The sequence below is a fragment of the Salirhabdus euzebyi genome, assembly GCF_014207435.1.
GTDB lineage: Bacteria > Bacillota > Bacilli > Bacillales > Alkalibacillaceae > Salirhabdus > Salirhabdus euzebyi.
The window spans coordinates 1-20161 of sequence record NZ_JACHGH010000006.1 but is presented as its reverse complement, the minus strand read 5'-3'; the positions used below and the strand labels follow the sequence as shown (position 1 = coordinate 20161).

Sequence of the window (20161 nt, the reverse complement as noted above, 5' to 3'; positions counted from 1 at the left end):
AAAAATATCAACATTCAACGTATAAGTTTAACTACGCCTCTATCTTTGCCAACTGACGAACTTTCTTTCCTTTTCATTACTTTTGGTATTGAACCCGATGAAGGTTCGCAAAAATACCACCTTGCTCTATTAAATCCTCATGTTTTCCTTCTTCTTCTATTCCATTTTCCGTAACTACCACGATTCGGTCAGCATTGCGGATAGTTGCTAATCGGTGAGCAATGATTAGTGTTGTACGATTTTTTGTAAGTTCTGTCAACGCTTGTTGAATAATCATTTCTGTTTCTGTATCAAGTGCAGAAGTAGCCTCATCTAAAATAAGAATAGGAGGATTTTTCAAAAACATTCTCGCAATAGCAATCCGTTGTTTTTGACCACCTGAAAGCTTCAATCCTCTTTCACCTATTTGTGTCTCGTATCCTTCAGGTAAGGATTGGATAAAATCCTCTAGATGAGCTCGGCGTGCCGCTTCTTTTATTTGTTCATCCGTTGCGTTCAGCATCCCGTATGCAATGTTTTCACGAAGCGAACCAGTAAATAAAAAGACGTCCTGTTGTACAATACCTATTTGGGATCGCAAAGATTGTTTTTTCATTTCTCGAATATCAATGCCATCAATGGAAATAGATCCTTCATCAACGTCATAAAATCTAGGAATTAAAGAGCATATCGTTGTCTTGCCAGCTCCAGATGGCCCAACAAAGGCTACCGTCTCACCTGCATGTAGCTGAAGATTAATTCCTTGTAATACTGGCTTGTGATTGTCATAACTAAATGATACATCCTTGAAGGAAATATCTCCTTTTAAATAGGAAACATCGATTGCATTTTGAACATCCTTTACCTCTGGTTCCATATCTATTAATTCGGTAAAACGTTTAAAACCAGCCATTCCTTTAGGATACAGTTCCATTAACGCACTAATTTTATCAATAGGCTTTAACAAAACATTTACGTAAAGGACAAATCCAACGAGTGCACCGTGGGATAATTCACCTGATAAACTTAACCACGCACCATAAACAAGAACAACTAACAAAATGAACCTTGTCATGATATAGATTCCGGAATTACTATAAGCCATGATTTTGTAAGCACCAAGCTTAGCACTTCGAAATTCATTGTTATCTTTTTTAAATCTTGCTATTTCAAACTCTTCATTGGTAAAAGACTGTACGACACGAACACCCGAAACACTATCTTCTACCCTTGCGTTTACATTTGCTATTCTACTAAACATTTTCTTCCATGCTTTATTCATTTTTAAATTACAAACAACGATAAGCCAAACTAAAAACGGAATGACTATAAATGCCATGAGCGCGAGCTTCACATTAAGCGTAAGCATGATCCAAAATGCACCTATAAAAGTCATGATAGAAATAAATACATCCTCTGGACCATGGTGAGCAAGCTCTCCAATATCAAATAAATCATTCGTAATCCGACTCATAATATGACCAGTTTTTGTGTTATCAAAGAAACGAAATGATTGCTTCTGAACATGCTGAAATAGTTCCCTACGCATATCCGTTTCAATATTTATTCCAAGTTTATGCCCTAAATAGTTCACGACGTACTGAAGGGATGTACTTACTAAATACAAACAGAACAGCCCAATCCCAACCGATAAAATCAAGGTCCAAGCACCTGATGGCAGCAAGGAATCAATATACCATTGGACAGCTAAAGGGAACGCTAGCTCTAAAATAGCTACAAACACGGCACTACTAAAGTCAATCATAAATAGTTTTTTATGAGGAATATAATAAGAAAAAAATCGACGGATCATGTACGGTAACCCCTTGTATATTGTATATTTGATTAAATAAATTTGATTATATCAGAAAAAGATAAAAGAAGGACTATTTAATTATATTTAGAATATATATAAAGTTTTACTCTATTTGAAACGAAATTACCCTTAAAGGAGGAATTATAGATGAAGAAGCTAAACAATTACTCAAATGACAAAGGTGGTTATAAATCTTAGCTATTGCTAACAAAACATGGAGGAAATATGCTTAACACAAAAAAATTAGAACAATTTATTGAAGAAAACATGCTAGAAAAAAATGTACCAGGTCTTGCATTAGGAATTATAAAAGATGGAAAAATACTCTACCAGAACGGATTTGGTTATACGAGTACAGAAGAGACAGCAATACCAATATCGCCCCGTACTCTTTTTTCTTTAGGGTCTGTCACCAAACCCTTAACAGGGTCAATGATTATGAAACTAGTAGAGGAAGGGACACTCGGTCTTGACGAACCTGTCATTTCGTATATTCCATGGTTTAAACTTGAGGATGCAGCAGCAAGCAAGGCTGTTACACTTCGTATGCTATTAAGTCACACAGCAGGGCTACCTCATCTTTTTGAACAATACGGCAGCCTTGACTCGGATGCATCCGAAAAGCTTGTTCGCTCCTTATCCCAGCAACAGCTTTCATTTTTTCCTGGGAAAACTTGGTCTTACAGTGACCTTGGAATCGATACTGCGGGATATATAATAGAATTTATTCTAAAAAATTCATTTAAAGATATCATGAAGGAAAGACTCTTCGCCCCTCTGGAAATGGAAAAAACAACTTTTGACCATTTAGAGGCGATGACTTATCCTCTTGCTTTATCTCATTTTAAAAATGAAGACGGAAAGTTCGTTGTTAACCATAAATATATTGGTGGTGCAGCACAAAACCCGTCTAGCTTTGCTATTTCCAATGTTGAGGAAATGTTGAAATTTCTTCATATGCTTTTAAGTGATGGGATGTATAATGGAAGGCCATACTTATCCCAAGAAAGCATTAAGGAAATGTTTTCGATCCAAGGTGATTATTATTTACCTAACGATGCTGGCTATGGCCTTACATTTGAAACAGATAACTATAAAGGAATAAGACGTATCTGGCATGATGGAGCAGTTCAATCCTTTGGGTCATGGATTTTCATGGCACCGGAACAACAACTAGGTGTTGTTTTGTTAACGAATCGAATTGATGGTTTTTGGGATACGTGTGAAGAACTCGTTCATCTTATCTTTGATCAAGTACTTGATCTAAATGAACAATCGGTTCAGATTCCTAACAGCTATGTAGGGGAAACGATAAATCACTCGCTATGTACTGGAACTTATTATGGGCCATGGATTGGTATTTATTGCATAGAAGAAGTAAATGGTCAACTTTATTTTAAGCAAAATAATAAGGAGACTTTGCTCATACCATTCGGTAAAGATAGATATGTAGGTAATGAGGATGGAAGAGAAATTGCGTTAGGTTTTCTTCCCCACAACGGAAATACCGTAACAGATATGATGGTAAATGGCATTCCTTGTGAGAAAGTATCTAATGATCCTGCTTATCGGTTTAACGTTACTAATCTTAATCCTTATTTAGGTAGCTTTCAAAAAGGAAATGATTTGTTGCGTTTCCATGTTAGCCATAACCAACTAATGTGCTTTGATGAATATGATCAAAAGGATTATGATTGCATCTTTTTGTCTGAAAGTAAACTTATGTTCGCCAATTGTCTTATTGAATTTATGTTTTTAGAGGATGGAAGTCTTCCATCAGTTAGGTTAAACAAAGGTAAAATCCTATTAAGAATAGACAAGTAATTTTTAATGTAAACAGGAGGAGCTACATTTACTGTAACTCCTCCTTTTTTATACTTTATGATATATTGTTCTAAATAAAACGAAGGCTTAGGACTTTGCGTTAAAACCTATTTCTTAAAAAGCCGGATTGTTCACTAAATCAACAACACTTTTTAATATTTCCGCCCTTATTTCTACTAACTCTGGATACTGATAGAAAAAGTTAACCTTTTCTTCCCATACATATGTTGGATGATCAATTCGATCAGAAAAAACAAAATATGTCCATGACTCGGCAATATCCTCATATATGCTCGTGGCTGCATAGTCATGTAAAAAATGATCCTCATGCTCCAAATAAAATTGGTAAACATCAAACTCATTATAAGGATCAATCCATTCCCATACCTCTTCTAAGTCATGTTCCCAAAACTGCTTATAAAACGCAGAAATATATGCTGTCTCTTTGCTGCAACCATAATCGGTAAAATATGAAGAACACGTCGTTTGTAGCTCCTCAAATAAAGCCGGATTATTTTCCTTTAAGTATGGATCGTTTATCGTATTTATTTGGGTATCATTTAATGTTAGCAAATGACCATACTCGTGAACGATTGTGTTAACAAAGTTGTACTTATTATCGACATCCATTACATCAATATTTAAAATCCACTTTCTTGGATCACTTTCCATTGGTTCTACAGAAGCTAGCTCATTTTGTTCTCCATCTGTATATAAAATAAGCACCTCAAGCATATCCCTTTTTTCTACAGGGATAATATTGTCTACAATTGACCATATTTCCTCGTGGTATACCGTATCCTGAATTATTTCATTAAAAGAAGGATTGTCTGTCTCAGTGATCGGTTCTACTATTTCTTTGCCCCTTACTAAATAGGAAATGATAGGTTCGAAGTCCTGAGCTTTATACTCTTCTTCCGGAAAGAAACCTTCTAAAATCATGTTTCTCTCATTGCCTAAACTGTCGATGAATTGACCCCCTAATTCCTCACAGGGTATATTTTCTCCTAAACAAGTATCATGCTTATATTCCGTATGAACGTCTACTAGTTCTTTGGGAAAAACGGACTTCGTTACTTCTTCCCACGTACAGCCCGTTATCCATAAAGAACTTATTATAAAAAGTAGGATACCTATTCGATACATATGAACACCCACTATATTTTTTTCTTTCTAGCTAATACTATATAGTAGTTTTCTATTTTTGGTTACATAAATCAGACTATTACGCCTAGTAAAAGTTCTATAATAATAGATTCAAAGATGATGAGCACATTACATGAAATCATATAAAATCTAAGACTCTGTAGTATATGTATGCTACTGCCGATGAAATCATACTCCCAATCCTATTCATGAAAAAACAATCGTCTTATTGCCATGCACGATAATTCTATCCTCTAAATGCCACTTAATCGCGGTAGCTAATACACTTCGTTCAATGGAAGCACCAATTTTCTTTAAATTTTCTATTTTGTCTCTATGGTCAACACGCATGATGTCTTGTTCAATAATGGGTCCTTCATCTAAATCATTGGTGACGTAATGGGACGTTGCGCCGATTAGTTTTACTCCGCGTTTGTATGCTTGTTCGTAAGGCTTTGCTCCTATAAAAGCAGGAAGAAAAGAATGGTGGATATTGATGATTTGATTCTCGTAGGTTTTTACAAAGGATGGGGTTAATATTTGCATATATCGCGCCAACACAATTAAATCAATGTTGTTTTCTGCTAATATTTTCAATTGCTCCGACTCTGCATGTAAACGGTTTTCTTTACTAGCTGGTATATAGTAAAAAGGTATATTCAAAGCTTCCACGGTTACTCTTGCAGCTTCATGGTTGCTAATAACAAGTGAAATATCAGTTATTAAATCTCCACTTTGCCATTCCCACAGAAGCTCCTGTAAACAGTGAAGCTCCTTTGATACGAAAATAGCTATCTTTTTTATTTCAGATACACACGCTAACTTCCACTTCATCGAAAATTTATTAGCGACTTCGGTAAAATCCTTACTAATGGATCGCTCTTTTTCTTTTAAATTAGGGCATTCAAATTCGACACGGATAAAGAAGGTCCCACCTGATGGATTGGTCGAATATTGATTTGATTCTATAATGTTGGCCCCTTGACTATATAAAAAATCGGAAACAGCCGCCACAATACCGGGTTGATCTGGACAATTTATTAAAATTCGCCCCCTATTTTCATGGTGCTTTTTAAAGGTATTTACTTGTTTTACTATTAAACTATTCATCTCCTCACTCCTTCTGTTACTTGTTCTTATATGAAGAAAAGTATCAAAGAATGATTAGTCCTTTGATACTCGTTTTCACTCTTTTAGCTCGTAACTGCCTTTAAGCTTTCTTCCCTAATTAATTCTAACAATTCGGATTTAAGCGTTAAAAATTCTTTACTGCTTTTCACTTGATAGTCTCTTGGCCTCGGTAACGGGACTTTAATATTTTGCTTTAAACGACCTGGTCTAGCTGTCATTACGTAGACGGAATCCCCTAGGAAAATGGACTCCTCAACATCATGCGTAATAAAAAGAATCGTTTTTTTCGACTCTTCCCAAACTTTAAGAAGTATTTCCTGCATAATTGCACGCGTTTGAGCATCAAGAGCTCCAAATGGTTCATCCATTAATAAAATTTCTGGGTCATTTGCTAAGGCACGAGCAATCGCCACCCGCTGCTTCATTCCCCCTGATAGTTGGATTGGATAATGCTTATCAAACCCTTCTAACCCTATTAACTGTAAATAGTGCTTTGCTATATCTTTTCGCTCTTTTTTCGAAATCCCCTTTAGTTTTAACCCAAACACTATATTCTCTTCTACTGTTAACCAAGGATAAAGACTATAAGATTGGAAAACCATCCCTCGATCAGGACCTGGACCAATTACCTTTTTTCCATCCATAAAAACTTGACCGGTTGTTGGCTCTTCTAACCCTGCCACTACTCTTAGAATAGTAGATTTCCCACAGCCTGATGGTCCTAAAATGGTAACAAATTCCCCTTCATTAACAGAAAACGATGTTCGATCTAACGCTACTACTTCACCACTTTTTGTTGTAAACACTTTTCCAACCTGATCAATAACTAGCTTATGTTGTGCGTTCACGTTATACCCCATCCTTTCTCATCCATCCAAATGATTTACGATAAATAACTTTAAATATTAAATCAGTAATTAGTCCGAGAATACCAATAATCATAATACCCACAATAATTTTCTCTGGTTGTAGGAAACGGGAAGCCTGCATAATCATGAAGCCAAGTCCACTAGATGCCCCTACAAGTTCAGCAACAACAAGATATGTCCATGCCCAACCAAACGTTATTCTTAGTGTGTCGACGATGCCAGGCAAAGAAGCTGGCAAAATAACACTTTTAAATAGTTGGAACTTTTTTGCCCCTAATGTATAGGAAATTTCAATTAATTCATTTTGAACATTTTTTGTGACATCCATCACCATTAGTGTTAACTGAAAGAAGGTTCCAAAGAAAATAACGGCCATTTTTTCTGTTTCTCCCAATCCGATCCATAAAATAAATAAAGGAATAAATGCTGAAGCTGGCATGTAACGAATAAAACCGATAATAGGTTCAAATGCCCCTTCCATAAAACGCAATGTACCCATTAAAATCCCTAAAGGAACGCCGATTATAGCAGCAAGCATAAAACCAAAAAATACTCTTGAAAAACTAATCCCTATATCTCCAAATATTTCTCCACTTTTAAACAATTCTATCGCAGTCACTACTACTTTATCTGGCGTTGGTAAAAATAGTGGGTTTACGAAACCCCCATAGCTTAACAAACACCACGTTCCTAGAAAAATAAGAAAGGTAGTGAAACCAGCTCCCCAATAAAGTGTTTTAGAAATATCTTTTTTAGGCGTAAATATATTTTTCCACATTGCTGTATCCCCCTTTATCCCTACGATGACAAGCTTCGGAAAGAGCAAAAGGAGGGTCCTATTAAAAGGACTCTCCTCCTAACTTCCTATAATCCTTCTACAAAAGAAGCATTTAACACATCTTCTGCTTTTGGTGCATTTTCAATAATTCCTTGCTCTAAATAAAAATCAATTGCTTGTTGTGCTGATTGATAAATGGAACCATTACCTTCTGTACCAAAAAGTTCTTCATTTGAAGCTTGGTTAAAAAACTTTAACCCCGGAACCGTTGCAGTAAATTCAGCAAGGTCAATTTTTAAACCAGATGCCATAATTTCGTTTGCTTCTTCTTCATTTTGCTCCCAGAATTCCATTGCTTCAGCCATCGCTGCCACAAATGCCTTCACATCTTCTGGTCTTTCATCAATAACTTCCTGTCTAAAACCTACTGTATCGACGATGATTCCTGATAATTCTTTAGTAGAAAGAAGTATTTTTCCATCTGCTTCTGAAGCTTTTGAAAGCCAAGGTTCCCACGTAACAGCTGCATCTACTTGACCAGCTACAAAAGCTGCACCAGCGTCACCTGCCGACATTTGAACCATTTCCACATCTTCATCCGTTAATCCCGCTTGTTGTAAAGCTGTTAAGATTAGTAGGTGACTAGTGGATCCTTGCTCAAATGCTACTTGTTTGCCTTTTAAATCCGCTACTGTTTCAATATCATTTTTTGCAATGATTCCGTCTCCGCCATATGAATCATCTAGAAGCCATACAACTTGTATTGGAATATCTGCTGCAGCAAGAGAAACTTGTACGTCTAGTGCCGTTGCCATTCCATCAACTTTACCACCAGCTAATGCACTTTTGCGTTCTGCAAGACCTTCTACAATTGTTAGCTCTACATCCACACCGTGTTTTTCAAAAAAGCCTTTTTCCTTTGCTAAAAATAACGGACCATAGCCTGTCCATGTTGGCAAAGTAACTTTTAATGGCTTACTTTCTTCTTTCCCACTTGCTGTATCCTCATTGTTAGAACCACAAGCTGTTGCTACAAATACAATCAATAAAGTAAATAATAAGGTCACTATTTTTTTCATTTTATTCTTTCCTCCAATTTGTTTGTTTTCATTAATTGTTTTATTGCAAGAACAAAAGCTTCATTTGCTTCTTGGTTTCCTATCGAAACCCTTAATGATGTTTCTAGTCCATATCCTGATAAATCACGAACAATCACACCGTGTTCACTAGCTAAATAGTGAAATGCCTCTTTATTTTTAATTCCTGTATCCACAAACACAAAGTTTCCATTACTTTTGATATAACGGAGTCCAAGTTCACTGAATACATCATAAAAATATTGCTTTCCTTCTTCGTTAACAGTTTTTGCATGTTGGATATACGCTAGATCGTTCATACTTGCTAATGCTCCAACCTGAGCTATACTGTTAACGTTAAAAGGTGGCCTTACATGATTAATAGCTTCAATAAGTTCTACAGAGCCTATTCCATAGCCAATTCGTGCAGCAGCTAAAGAATATATTTTGGAAAATGTACGAACAATCAATACCTGCTTATTTTGTTTTACAAAAGGGACTGAAGTTTCATATTCCCCTACATCGCCATATTCATGGTAGGCTTCATCAATGACAACTAGAACATGGCTCGGAACGTTGTCAATAAAAGCGTCCAACTCTTTTCTTGGGATGACTTTTCCTGTAGGATTGTTCGGGTTACATAAGAAGATTAATTTCGTTTTTTTATTAATTCGCGTTAAAATAGCGTCTAAATCTATCCCTAAGTCATCCTTCATTGGCGACATTATTGGATTTGCTCCCATTAAATGCGTGGAAGCGAGAAATTGAATAAAGGTCACTTCAGGAATAATCACTTCATCAGTTGGCTCTAAAAACGTTTGTGCGATAAGGAGAATCATATCATCGGCACCGTTAGCCAATACAATGTTTTCAGAGGATAAGCCTTCTTTTTGAGCGATTTTCTCTTTCAGTTTAATGCCTGGAGAATTCGGATATAAATTAAGGGATTGAATAGCAATATTCATTTCCTCAACCGCTTTTGGTGATGGACCTAACGGGTTTTCGTTAAAAGATAACTTGTATACTTTTTCTTTATTTAAAACGATCTTTATTTCTTCCACTGTATAATCGGCTAATCCTGAAGTATAAGGCATAAGCTTTGGGTAAACGCTACGGACTAAATGTTCAACACTCATATTAGGTTCACACCCTTTCCTATATGGTCCGCCTTTTTAATAGCATGGATTACCATATCAGGGGTTACCTCGAAAGGCATATTCTCCATATCCTCAATGGTCACGGTAATATCACCTAGATGCTGCCATTGTTGTTCGGTTAATTGCTTAATACCCAATTGTGATAGCGTAAAGGGTAAGCCTACTTTATGGTAGAAACGAATTAACGAAATGATTTCTTCTTCCTCTTTTGCTTCCATGACAAGTTGTGCGATTATGCCAAAGGCAACGATTTCTCCGTGATATGTCTCATGTACTTCTGGAAATATCGTTAGTCCCGAATAGATTGCATGGGCTGCAGCAGTACGGCATGCATCTCCGCCATATCCACTTACACTGCCGCTTAATAAAATCACTGCATCAATTATTTCATCAATAGAAGTATCGTCTTCGCCCTTTTTTACCGCTTCCATAGCAAGTGGTGCTTTTTCTAATAAAAAATGAAAAATTTCTTCCGCTAGTTTTACTGCTCCTTTATTTAAAACAGTAGGTTGAACATTTTGTATGGAAGCTTTCGATTCGAACCATTTAGCTAATGTATCTCCAATACCCGCTGCTAGAAATCGGTATGGAGCATTTTTAATGATAGATGTATCAACTAGAACTAGATCAGGTGCTTTTGATTGATCACTTATATCAATAAAGGTACCATCCTCGTCGTATATAATAGAAATTGGCGTGGCAGCAGCACACGTAGCAGCAATCGTTGGTATGGCAACTAACGGTAGATTTGTTGCATAAGCTACAGCTTTAACTGTATCAATTGCCTTCCCACCTCCAACGGCCACCAATACATTAACTTCACTATCATTTACCTTATCTACTAAACGATTGATTTGCTCCCAAGAACATTCCCCACCATACGTAATCAATCCTTTGAAGTCGATACCACACTCTATTAAACTAGTTGTAATCTTCTCTTCGCTAACAGATAGAGCAGTATTTCCACCTATTAATAACGCTTTATTACCATATTTTTTTATATAATTACCAGTTTGACTAAGCAAGTTCATTTCTCGAATGTATTTTGCTGGTCCAGGAACTACATACATGTATTGACCTCCTGAAGGGTATATTCTCAACTAATAAATATGCATTTTTATTAATAATTATAGATTTTATGCCCAATCATACTATTTGTCAACGATTAGTTTACAAATATTGTTCTAAAGCGTTTTCATAGTCTTTATATTACATAACCTTCGTCATTTAGGTAGCTTACCACATGGCAGTGTTCATACACTATAATGTATAAATATTGGAAAGGGTTTCTAAAGGATTTTCTTTTTGTTATTATTTTTATAATGTTAACGCGGGGAAGGAATCTACTATGCTACCTTTTACACTTTGCATCATTAAAAATAATAAAGAGGAATTATTAATGCTTTTTCGAAACAAAAAACCAAATAAAGACAAGTGGAATTTTGTTGGTGGAAAAATAGAGCCTGGAGAAACACATGAACAAGCTGCTATAAGAGAAGCCGAAGAGGAAACCGGTTTGACTATTAAGGAAATCATATATCGCGGTGTAGTAAAATAGAGCAACGACGATGGTATGTACGTATATTACGCGGACACGTTCGAAGGACCTATAGTATCCACTATAGAAGGAAATTTGGAGTGGAAAACTCTTGATTGGATATACCATTCACCAAATGTAGTGAGTAATATTCCACACTTTCTACCTTACATTTTAGATTTAGAAAAAGAACCCCTAGAGCACCGCTTTTACTATGATAAAACGGGTGATATTCTTTCCTATACTCGGAAATAGAGGGACTGACTGTTAAAAATTTCTTGCTTTGATGTCAAATCCTTCTAGTCCCTTGCTTTTTGCTTTTTTTCCATTCTCTAATTCTCCTGTTTTCTAATCCAACTCTGTATTATCACTACTTTCAAGTTGATATTCCGAAAAAGTATAGATGAACCCATCCGTATTTTGGGGGAAGGTGGCTTTTAGGAATAAACAGGAAATTTTTAGAGAAATTAAGGAGAAGGAAATCTTTGTTAGGAGAGAAGCATATGGCAGAAACAGTAAAAGAATTAGTGATGATATTAGGAAGAATTGTTACGATTATTCCCTTATTATTATTTGTTACTATTTTTATGGGAAAACGTGCCATTGGGGAATTACCTATTTTTGATTTTCTCATTATATTAATTCTCGGAGCAGTAGTTGGGGCAGATATTGCCGATCCGAATATTCAACATCTACACACCGCTGTTGCCATTGTTGCAATTGGTATATTTCAACGAATTGTTGCCTCATGGAAAATAAAGAATAGAAAGGTTGGAAGGCTAATAACATTTGAACCAACTGTCGTTGTTCAAAACGGTAAGCTATTAGATAATAACTTAAGAAAAATTCGTTATTCAATGGATAATATCTTACAAATGTTACGTGATAAAAATGTTTTTGATATAAGTGAAGTAGAAACAGCAATCGTAGAATCCAATGGCGGGTTGAGTGTTTTAAAAAAAGCTAATAAAAATACCGTCATTAGAGAGGATTTGGCTATTAGTAAAACATCTCCTGGAATTGCTTTGCCTATCATTGTGGAAGGGGAAGTTTATGATGATGTTCTTCGGTCATTTCAGAAAGATACGAATTGGCTTCAAAATAAACTTAAAGAACATGGTGTAATGAATATAAAAGAAGTCTTTTTCGCTTCGATCAATCGGGATTTACAATTACATATTTCTATGAAAGAGGAAAAAAACATTCAAGTTCCCCGCATTCTTCATTAATGAAAGTAACGTAAACTATTGCTTTTTTCCTGCAATAATATTAGTATTCTTGAGTACTCACTCTACTTAGGGAAAAGAGCTGAAAGAAAGAAATGCCAAAACAAATTTGGTTATTAATAATTGGGACTGCTATAAACGTAACAGGAGCTTCGTTTGTATGGCCACTAAATACAATATATATGCATAATGAACTTGGGAAATCTTTAGCTTTTGCAGGTATCATTTTAATGTTAAACCAAGCATTTGCCATTATCGGAAATTTAATTGGAGGAACGTTATTTGATAAAATAGGTGGCTACAAAACAATTATCGCCGGAAGTTCTATTTCGATGACTTCAGCCTTTATATTAGCAAACTATCATTCGATTGTTCCATACTCCCTTTTACTTATAACGATGGGATTAGGCTCTGGGATTGTAGGTCCAGCTATGTACGCCATGGCAAGTTCCGTATGGCCAGAAGGTGGAAGAAGAGCCTTTAATTCATTATATGTAGCTCAAAATCTAGGTGTTGCTCTTGGTGCTTCCTTAGGTGGCTTTATTGCCGTCTATTCCTTTGATTATATTTTCATTGCAAATGCAAGTGTATATGTTGTCTTCTTATTGCTAGTTATTTTTACTTTTAAGCCAATGGAGAAAAAAATAGATAAACATACTTACACAACTGTTTTGGAACAACATAAAGGGATTAAGAACAAACCAGCTTTCCGTGCTTTGATTCTTTTAAGCATTGGCTTTTTCATCTGTTGGGTTGCATATGTACAATGGCAAACAACCATAGCATCTTATACACAAGATTTAGGTATTAGTGTTGATAAATATAGTATTATTTGGACGATTAATGGTTTATTGATTGTACTTGGGCAGCCACTAGTAAAATGGGTTACCAAACGAATACCTTCAACGAAACAACAAATATATATCGGAAACACTATTTTTATTTTTTCTTTTGTTTATTTGTTATTCGCAGACACATTTACTGCTTTTGCAACCGCAATGGTTATCCTAACACTAGGTGAAATGCTCATTTGGCCTGGAATTCCTACTTTAGCAAACGAGCTAGCTCCTAAAGGGAGAACCGGTTTTTATCAAGGTATCATAAACAGTGTTGGTACTGCCGGTAGAATGATTGGTCCAGTAGCTGGGGGAATAGTGGTAGATTTCTTTAATATCCATGTTCTATTTTTTGCGTTAATTATTCTATTTATTATCCCTTATATAACTACTTTCGTTTATGATAAAAAACTTACTGTTACACCAATTGCTAGAAATCCTCTACCCAATAAATAAATTGGAGTAGAGGATTTTTTATTGGACCATTTTCGTCCCAACTTCCATACCTGCACAAAAGTTAGAAAGACTACTTTTTTCTTTACCATCTAAAATAACTACTTCCTTTACACCAGCAGACAACGTATCCAAAGCAGACCTTACTTTTGGGACCATACCACCTTTAATGATTTTCTTATTAATTAATTGTTCTGCTTCCTTTTTATTTAGCGTTCTCTTCCATATTTTCTTACCGTTTTCCTCACTATACACACCTGAAATATCACTAACAAAACAGAGCTTTCCGCCTAATGCTTTGGCAACAGCTGCTGCAGCAAGATCACCATTTATATTTAACCTATTTCCTCTTTCATCGATACCGATGGGGGATATTACAGGGATATTGTCAGTAAACATTATTTGGCTTACTAATTCTGTATTTACTTGATGAACCTCCCCGACTAGGCCCAGGTTACCATTATCCATTATTTTGGCGTTCAAGAGGTCCCCATCTGCACCACTAATTCCCAAGGCCCTCCCTCCCGCCTTTTTCAGCTGTGAAACAATGTTTTTATTTACAGAACCTGTTAGGACCATCTCCACCACATCCAGCACTTCAGGTGAAGTGATCCTCATTCCATCATGAAACTTTGTTTCTATCTGAAGTTTATGCAAAAGGGAAGAAATAAAAGGGCCGCCACCATGAACAATAATAGGTTTCCATTTTCTACTTTTTTGAAGGTTAACGACATCCTGATAAAATGTTAATGGTAATTCTTCTAATACACTACCACCACATTTGATAATTATATAGTTCATATATTCCCTCTCCTAAGTTCGGTACGAAGCATTAATTCGAACGTAATTGTACGATAAGTCACAACCCCACGCTTTTCCACTACCATTCCCTTGGTCAAAGTCAACATGTATATAGACATGCTCTTTTTCTAGATGAAAGATTGCTTCTTCTTCATTAAATGATATTGGTAAACCTTTTTTTACGATCTCCACCGTGCCAATGGATATAGATAAATTTGTTGGATCAATTTGCTCTTCACTATAACCTATAGCACAAACTATTCTGCCCCAGTTTGGGTCCTCACCGAAAATGGCTGTTTTTACCAAGTTAGACGAAATAATTGTCTTTGCAATATTTCTAGCTGATTGATCAGTTGCTACACCAGTTACTTGGACCTCTACTAATTTCGTAGCACCTTCACCATCCCGGGCAATTTGTTTAGCTAAAGACTCACAAACAAATTGTAAAGCAGCAATAAAATTATTCCACATGTCACTTTCTTTTGTCAGCTTTTCATTTTGAGCCAATCCATTTGCAAGTAGTAATACCATATCATTCGTACTCGTATCACCATCAACGGATATAGCATTAAATGTTTGATTCGTAACCTCTCTCAATGCAGTTTGCAAATCCCGTTGTTCAATATTGATATCCGTTGTGATAAAACCAAGCATTGTTGCCATATTAGGATGTATCATTCCCGAACCCTTTGCAGCACCACCTATGGAAACAGTTTTACCATTCATTTCAAATTGGACTGCCACTTTTTTCGAAAACGTATCTGTTGTCAAAATTGCCTTTTCAAAGTCTTCCGGTGCATTTCTTTTTAGGGATTCAGGAATTTGTCTTAATCCTTGATTTATTTTGTCCATTGGCAGGTTTTCTCCAATAAGTCCTGTTGATACAACGGCTACATGATGCTCCGCTAATCCTAATTCACTAGAAAACTGACGGCGCATTTCATAAGCATCCTCTAATCCCTTTGGACCAGTACATGCATTTGCTTTTCCAGAATTAACGATAATCCCTTGCAGCTTTCCTTCCTTTGTCACACTTTCTTTCGTGACGATAAGAGGGGCTGCTTGAAAAGTATTCATCGTATATACAGCTGCAGCGTCAGCTGGGACTTCTGAATAAATCCACCCTAGATCTTTTCTCTTTCTTTTAATTCCACAATGCATACCGCCTGCTCTAAAACCTTTCGGAGTTGTAACAGACCCTTGATGAAGCACGCTAAAACTAGAATAAGTTTCTGTTACATTATTGTACGTTTTCATTTTTCTCCTCCCATTTCTATGGATAAACAGGTGTAAAGGAAAGGCCAGTTGTCTCTTCCCACCCATTTAATATGTTTACATTTTGTATAGCTTGGCCGGATGCACCTTTCATTACGTTGTCAATGACCGAAATAATCGTTAACCTATTCGTTCTTTCATCTACGAAAAAGCCTAGATCACAAAAATTTGACCCTAACACTTCCTTTGTTGATGGCCACGTGCCTTCTTGTCTTAATCGTACAAATGGAGCATTTTTATAAAAGCTACGATAAATATCCAATATTTCGTTTGTACTTATTTTTTTAATCAGATCAACATAAATAGTGCATAAAATGCCTCGTGTCATTGGAATTAAGTGAGTAGAAAATGTAAGTTTAATTGGTATTTCACAATGGTCTAGAAGAATTTGTTCTATTTCGGGGATATGTTGATGAGCTCCTAATTTATATGCCTTTACATTTTCGTTTACTTCAGCAAAATGGGATGATATTGAAGGATTACGTCCTGCACCTGATACTCCAGATTTTCCATCAATAATAATGGATTCATAGTTTATTAACCCAGTGTGCATCATAGGAATCAATCCAAGTAGTCCTGCTGTTGCGTAGCATCCAGGGTTTGCTATAAACGAGGCATTCTTAATTTGCTCCTTATTAACCTCTGTTAAGCCATAGGTCGATTGCTGTAAGTAGCTTTCGTTCGTATGGATTTTTTTGTACCAATCCTTATACAATTGACTTGATCTTAGCCGGAAATCGCCCGAAAGATCTACACACTTTATCCCTAACTCTACTAGGGCAGGAAGATAGTCCATACTTACCCCAGCTGGAGTAGCAAAAAAAACGATATCAACTTTTTCCGCTATTTCATTTGTATCGAAGACTTCTAAGTTCTCCTCTACAATTTCCGATAGATGAGGATATAAGTCTGTAATAACTTTACCACTATTAGAATGGGATACTATCAACTCTAGAGAAAGGAATGGATGCTGATTAATTAAACGTATTAATTCCACTCCACTATATCCATTCGCTCCAACTATACACACTTTTTGCACAATAAACCCTCCCCTCTTTTATTTTGGATAATTATACACATTCACTTATACATATTCAATGCTATTTTTAAAATAAGACAAAATTTTCTGAAATTTTTATTATCAAATAAAGAGCAGATCTTGTTAGACCTACTCTTTTACGTATCTACTTTAAAACTTACATTTTCCTGTTCATATACGGTTTTAAAGTTTTCATCTTCAGATAAAATCGTGTACAAATCTTCTGGAGAAAACCATAAATGGTCATTCTCAAATTCATATCCAGCACCGTGATAATAGCTGAGCCATATTAATTTAGAGCAATATACATATTGCCATGGATCGGAAAGGTTCGAGAGGGCAAAGTTAAAGACCGGTTTTTGTTCTCCATTATTTAAGTTCTCCTTATACTCTTGTAAATAATCAATCGCATTTTGTGCCGCTTTTTCTCCCATTTCTTTATTCTTCGGTCTAAATTGTGCATGCTCAGGATGTTTTTCTAAAAATTGTTGAATGGAGTCCTGTTTGATGGCCGGAAAACCACCGGGTGATTCTATTAATTCATCTTCAGATATTGCCAAAGCGGCATGACCCATGTAACCAGTCATTTCCTGAAGGACATTATCACTTGCTACTAATATATCACCAGCTTGAAATGTTCTATCCCTTACGTTACGGATGCCTTTCTGTTTAACCGTAAACGTAAAGTGGTGCTGCCCCACTATTAATTGTCCTTCCTGCTCTATAATGGTCAATACGTGTTTTCCGTTTGAAAAGTATCCTTTTTTTAGCTTCATTTCATTTGCCCCATGAACGGATCCAACAAAATGATTATCTACATATAAATGGTAGCTCGAATGGGGAACTAAATTAACGAACTTAATCCAATGAAAACTTTGTGTAAGTATGAATTTTTTCATCACCGATATCACCACCCATAACTAATGTATTCAAGGGTTATTTTTTTGTGTTATAGACCATTTTTAATTTCATACGAATTCGCTCCTGCATAGGTTAGTGATATACAACAAATCTTCCATTAATTATTACTATTGAATTTTTAAAAAAGAAGGAGTGAAAAAAATGAGTGACTTAACTTATACAGATTTTTTAGCAGATTTAGGTGTGGGCGGAGCACATCCTGGGAGTCTTCGTTTAACAAAAAACATCATTAATACGTTAGACATAACAGATACATCGACAGTACTAGATGTAGGCTGTGGAACAGGGCAAAGCGCTTACTATATTGCCAACAGATATGGATGTCAGACGTATGCTCTAGACAAAAATTCTACAATGATACAAAAAGCAAAGAGTAGATTAATGAATAATCAGTCTTTACCACTTACTTTTTTACAAGGTAATGCCGAAATTCTCCCCTTTAGTGATAATACGTTTGACTTCATTTTCTCTGAATCTGTCACTTCATTTACCAATTATGAGTTGTCATTAAACGAATATGCACGGGTATTAAAGCCTTCAGGAACTCTCATTTTAGTGGAAATGACAAAGAGACAGCACCTTTCCGAACAAGAAATCGCTGAAATAAAAGATTTTTACGGTATGACAACCATATTTGCAGAAGAGGAATGGAGAGATAACTTAACTAAAGTAGGGTTTACTACAATAAATACGGAGGACATTCCGCTTACTAATGAACCAACACAAATGGAATTTAATTATTCTGAGGATTTAACAACAGAGCACTTTGATGTTATGAATAAACATCACTTTTTAACAGAAAAGTATGTTACTAAATTAAGCGCAAAAGTTTATTACTGTAAATTTTCATAGCTTAATGCGGGAGGGAAGAACAATTGGGTATTATCGCAACTAATCATTGGTTAAGATCCTATGTAAACCAGAACGAAAAAGAACCTATGCGGCATCATCATCCTTTAGATATCCAAAAAAAAAGCTTATGTGATCCTTTAACACCCTATTTTACTGATGCAGAGCCTGAGGAAATTCAACAACATTTATTAAATTTTGGTCTTTTTGTTCCAGACCGAGAAGATGAAAACATTATAAATAACATTTGCGAGGGTGATTATTGGAAAATAGCAAAAAAGGAATTTAGCCATTTACAGAAGGAATGGGATGGTCCTGATGTGCCTGTTTTTATATTTCCTTCCAATTATCGGAATAGACAATTACACCGAGATTTTAATGGCTTAGCCGGACTAGGATTTAAAGATAAACTATTTTTGTTTATAACAGAAAACACATCATTAAAGGAATTGACGGCCATTTTGCATCATGAATATAACCATGTCTGCAGGCTACATCACCAAGGAGTTAACCACAAAAACACGTTGCTAGATGCAATGATATTAGAAGGATTAGCAGAAAAATCCGTTGAAGAACGATTTGGAAAAGAGTCTATGGCAAAGTGGACATCTATATATGACGATGACTTTGCAAAAAAATATTGGGGACGACTTTTGAAACAACATTTAGCTGTAAAAAAGAATGACCCACTTCATGATCAAATAATGTATGGAGGTGGTCCATTCCCAAAATGGATTGGATATAATGTAGGTTTCCGGATTGTATCCTCCTATTTAGAAATAGAAGGATCCTCCGTTAAAGATATATTAAAAACACCTTCATCTACTATTTTAGATGGTTCCTCTTTTGTGAATCAAAGTGACTAGCAGACCTTTGCCTTTAAGAAATATCTCATTTACAAGACGCTTATCCTATACACATTTTTCCTGCTTGCATATTTATATTATGGAACACTAAGGAAAGGAGACTTTCTATGTCACCATTTTATAATCAATGCTGTAGGCATAAAGGCAAAGCGGTTGCTATTCGCACTCGCGAAGGAAGAGTGCACAGAGGTATAATTCATCGTGTAAGTCCAACACATGTTTATTTACAACCTTTACCTTCTCGTAATCTTGGAGGTTATGGTTACGGCTGGGGTTGGGGTGGTTATGGCTGGGGAGTTGCCCTCGGTACAATTGTTGGATTATCTTTACTCCCAGCCTTTTGGATATAAACTACTCACTTACTCAATACCCCTGAAAGGATTGATTCTCCCTTCTATTTCTTAGGAGGGAGTTTTTTTATTTAGTTATTATCTATTAATGAAAAACAGCCTAAAATGTGAACTGTAACCCCGTTTACGGACAGTAAAAAAAAAGCGCCTATACGGCTATTAAATGGCCCCGGAATTCTTCCGGGGTCATTTTATTTAAGCCCCATTGATATCGATTATGGTTATATTCGTA

General features: G+C 35.9%; 19 protein-coding genes. 7 read left to right on the top strand and 12 right to left on the bottom strand.

The window, feature by feature from the left end; translation table 11 throughout:
- Positions 1-76: 76 nt before the first annotated feature.
- Positions 77-1792 (bottom strand): ABC transporter ATP-binding protein, encoded by a 1716-nt coding sequence (locus HNQ94_RS10920; protein WP_174496678.1) that lies wholly within the window; start codon positions 1790-1792, stop codon positions 77-79.
- Between the two features lie 228 nt (positions 1793-2020).
- Here HNQ94_RS10920 and HNQ94_RS10915 point away from each other — a divergent pair, with 228 nt between their 5' ends.
- Positions 2021-3619 (top strand): serine hydrolase domain-containing protein, encoded by a 1599-nt coding sequence (locus HNQ94_RS10915; protein WP_174496679.1) that lies wholly within the window; start codon positions 2021-2023, stop codon positions 3617-3619.
- Positions 3620-3733: 114 nt separating this feature from the next.
- Here the strand turns inward: HNQ94_RS10915 and HNQ94_RS10910 are convergent, their stop codons facing one another.
- From HNQ94_RS10910 to HNQ94_RS10880, 7 genes are all read right to left on the bottom strand, one after another.
- Positions 3734-4765, bottom strand: coding sequence for a hypothetical protein (locus HNQ94_RS10910; protein ID WP_174496680.1), 1032 nt, complete (start codon positions 4763-4765; stop codon positions 3734-3736).
- Positions 4766-4972: 207 nt separating this feature from the next.
- On the bottom strand, positions 4973-5875 hold the full coding sequence (gene purU / locus HNQ94_RS10905) for a formyltetrahydrofolate deformylase (protein ID WP_174496681.1): 903 nt from the start codon (positions 5873-5875) through the stop codon (positions 4973-4975).
- Between the two features lie 83 nt (positions 5876-5958).
- Positions 5959-6744 (bottom strand): ABC transporter ATP-binding protein, encoded by a 786-nt coding sequence (locus HNQ94_RS10900; RefSeq protein WP_246200018.1) that lies wholly within the window; start codon positions 6742-6744, stop codon positions 5959-5961.
- Position 6745: 1 nt separating this feature from the next.
- Positions 6746-7543: an ABC transporter permease gene (locus HNQ94_RS10895; protein WP_174496683.1), complete on the bottom strand. Its 798-nt coding sequence runs from the start codon at positions 7541-7543 to the stop codon at positions 6746-6748.
- An 86-nt stretch (positions 7544-7629) separates the two neighbouring features.
- A complete protein-coding gene (locus tag HNQ94_RS10890) occupies positions 7630-8622 on the bottom strand; it encodes an ABC transporter substrate-binding protein (protein ID WP_174496684.1) in 993 nt (330 codons plus the stop codon).
- A complete protein-coding gene (gene hisC, locus HNQ94_RS10885) occupies positions 8619-9755 on the bottom strand; it encodes a histidinol-phosphate transaminase (protein WP_174496685.1) in 1137 nt (378 codons plus the stop codon). Before hisC ends, HNQ94_RS10890 begins: the two co-directional genes overlap by 4 nt.
- The gene (locus HNQ94_RS10880) at positions 9752-10846 is read right to left on the bottom strand and encodes an iron-containing alcohol dehydrogenase family protein (RefSeq protein WP_174496686.1); all 1095 of its coding nucleotides are present in this window, start codon (positions 10844-10846) and stop codon (positions 9752-9754) included. Before HNQ94_RS10880 ends, hisC begins: the two co-directional genes overlap by 4 nt.
- A 278-nt stretch (positions 10847-11124) precedes the next feature.
- Here HNQ94_RS10880 and HNQ94_RS10875 point away from each other — a divergent pair, with 278 nt between their 5' ends.
- From HNQ94_RS10875 to HNQ94_RS10865, 3 genes are all read left to right on the top strand, one after another.
- Positions 11125-11334 (top strand): NUDIX domain-containing protein, encoded by a 210-nt coding sequence (locus HNQ94_RS10875; protein WP_174496687.1) that lies wholly within the window; start codon positions 11125-11127, stop codon positions 11332-11334.
- 482 nt (positions 11335-11816) lie between these two features.
- Positions 11817-12542: a DUF421 domain-containing protein gene (locus tag HNQ94_RS10870; RefSeq protein WP_174496688.1), complete on the top strand. Its 726-nt coding sequence runs from the start codon at positions 11817-11819 to the stop codon at positions 12540-12542.
- 92 nt (positions 12543-12634) lie between these two features.
- Positions 12635-13831, top strand: coding sequence for an MDR family MFS transporter (locus tag HNQ94_RS10865; RefSeq protein WP_174496689.1), 1197 nt, complete (start codon positions 12635-12637; stop codon positions 13829-13831).
- A gap of 18 nt (positions 13832-13849) precedes the next feature.
- Here the strand turns inward: HNQ94_RS10865 and argB are convergent, their stop codons facing one another.
- The 4 genes from argB to HNQ94_RS10845 all read right to left on the bottom strand — a co-directional run bounded on the left by argB (position 13850) and on the right by HNQ94_RS10845 (position 17842).
- The gene (argB, locus tag HNQ94_RS10860) at positions 13850-14629 is read right to left on the bottom strand and encodes an acetylglutamate kinase (RefSeq protein WP_174496690.1); all 780 of its coding nucleotides are present in this window, start codon (positions 14627-14629) and stop codon (positions 13850-13852) included.
- A 12-nt stretch (positions 14630-14641) separates the two neighbouring features.
- Positions 14642-15886 (bottom strand): bifunctional glutamate N-acetyltransferase/amino-acid acetyltransferase ArgJ, encoded by a 1245-nt coding sequence (gene argJ / locus HNQ94_RS10855; RefSeq protein WP_184351836.1) that lies wholly within the window; start codon positions 15884-15886, stop codon positions 14642-14644.
- A 16-nt stretch (positions 15887-15902) separates the two neighbouring features.
- The gene (gene argC / locus HNQ94_RS10850; RefSeq protein WP_174496692.1) at positions 15903-16943 is read right to left on the bottom strand and encodes an N-acetyl-gamma-glutamyl-phosphate reductase; all 1041 of its coding nucleotides are present in this window, start codon (positions 16941-16943) and stop codon (positions 15903-15905) included.
- 137 nt (positions 16944-17080) lie between these two features.
- Positions 17081-17842 (bottom strand): hypothetical protein, encoded by a 762-nt coding sequence (locus HNQ94_RS10845; RefSeq protein ID WP_512700770.1) that lies wholly within the window; start codon positions 17840-17842, stop codon positions 17081-17083.
- Between the two features lie 163 nt (positions 17843-18005).
- On the opposite strand from HNQ94_RS10845, the gene HNQ94_RS10840 reads away from it, so the two are divergent.
- From HNQ94_RS10840 to HNQ94_RS10830, 3 genes are all read left to right on the top strand, one after another.
- Positions 18006-18716 (top strand): class I SAM-dependent methyltransferase, encoded by a 711-nt coding sequence (locus tag HNQ94_RS10840; RefSeq protein ID WP_174496694.1) that lies wholly within the window; start codon positions 18006-18008, stop codon positions 18714-18716.
- A 23-nt stretch (positions 18717-18739) separates the two neighbouring features.
- Positions 18740-19579, top strand: a complete 840-nt coding sequence (locus tag HNQ94_RS10835) for a DUF2268 domain-containing putative Zn-dependent protease (RefSeq protein WP_174496695.1) — start codon at positions 18740-18742, stop codon at positions 19577-19579.
- A 107-nt stretch (positions 19580-19686) separates the two neighbouring features.
- Positions 19687-19929: a DUF2642 domain-containing protein gene (locus HNQ94_RS10830; protein WP_174496696.1), complete on the top strand. Its 243-nt coding sequence runs from the start codon at positions 19687-19689 to the stop codon at positions 19927-19929.
- The last annotated feature ends 232 nt before the right edge of the window (positions 19930-20161 follow it).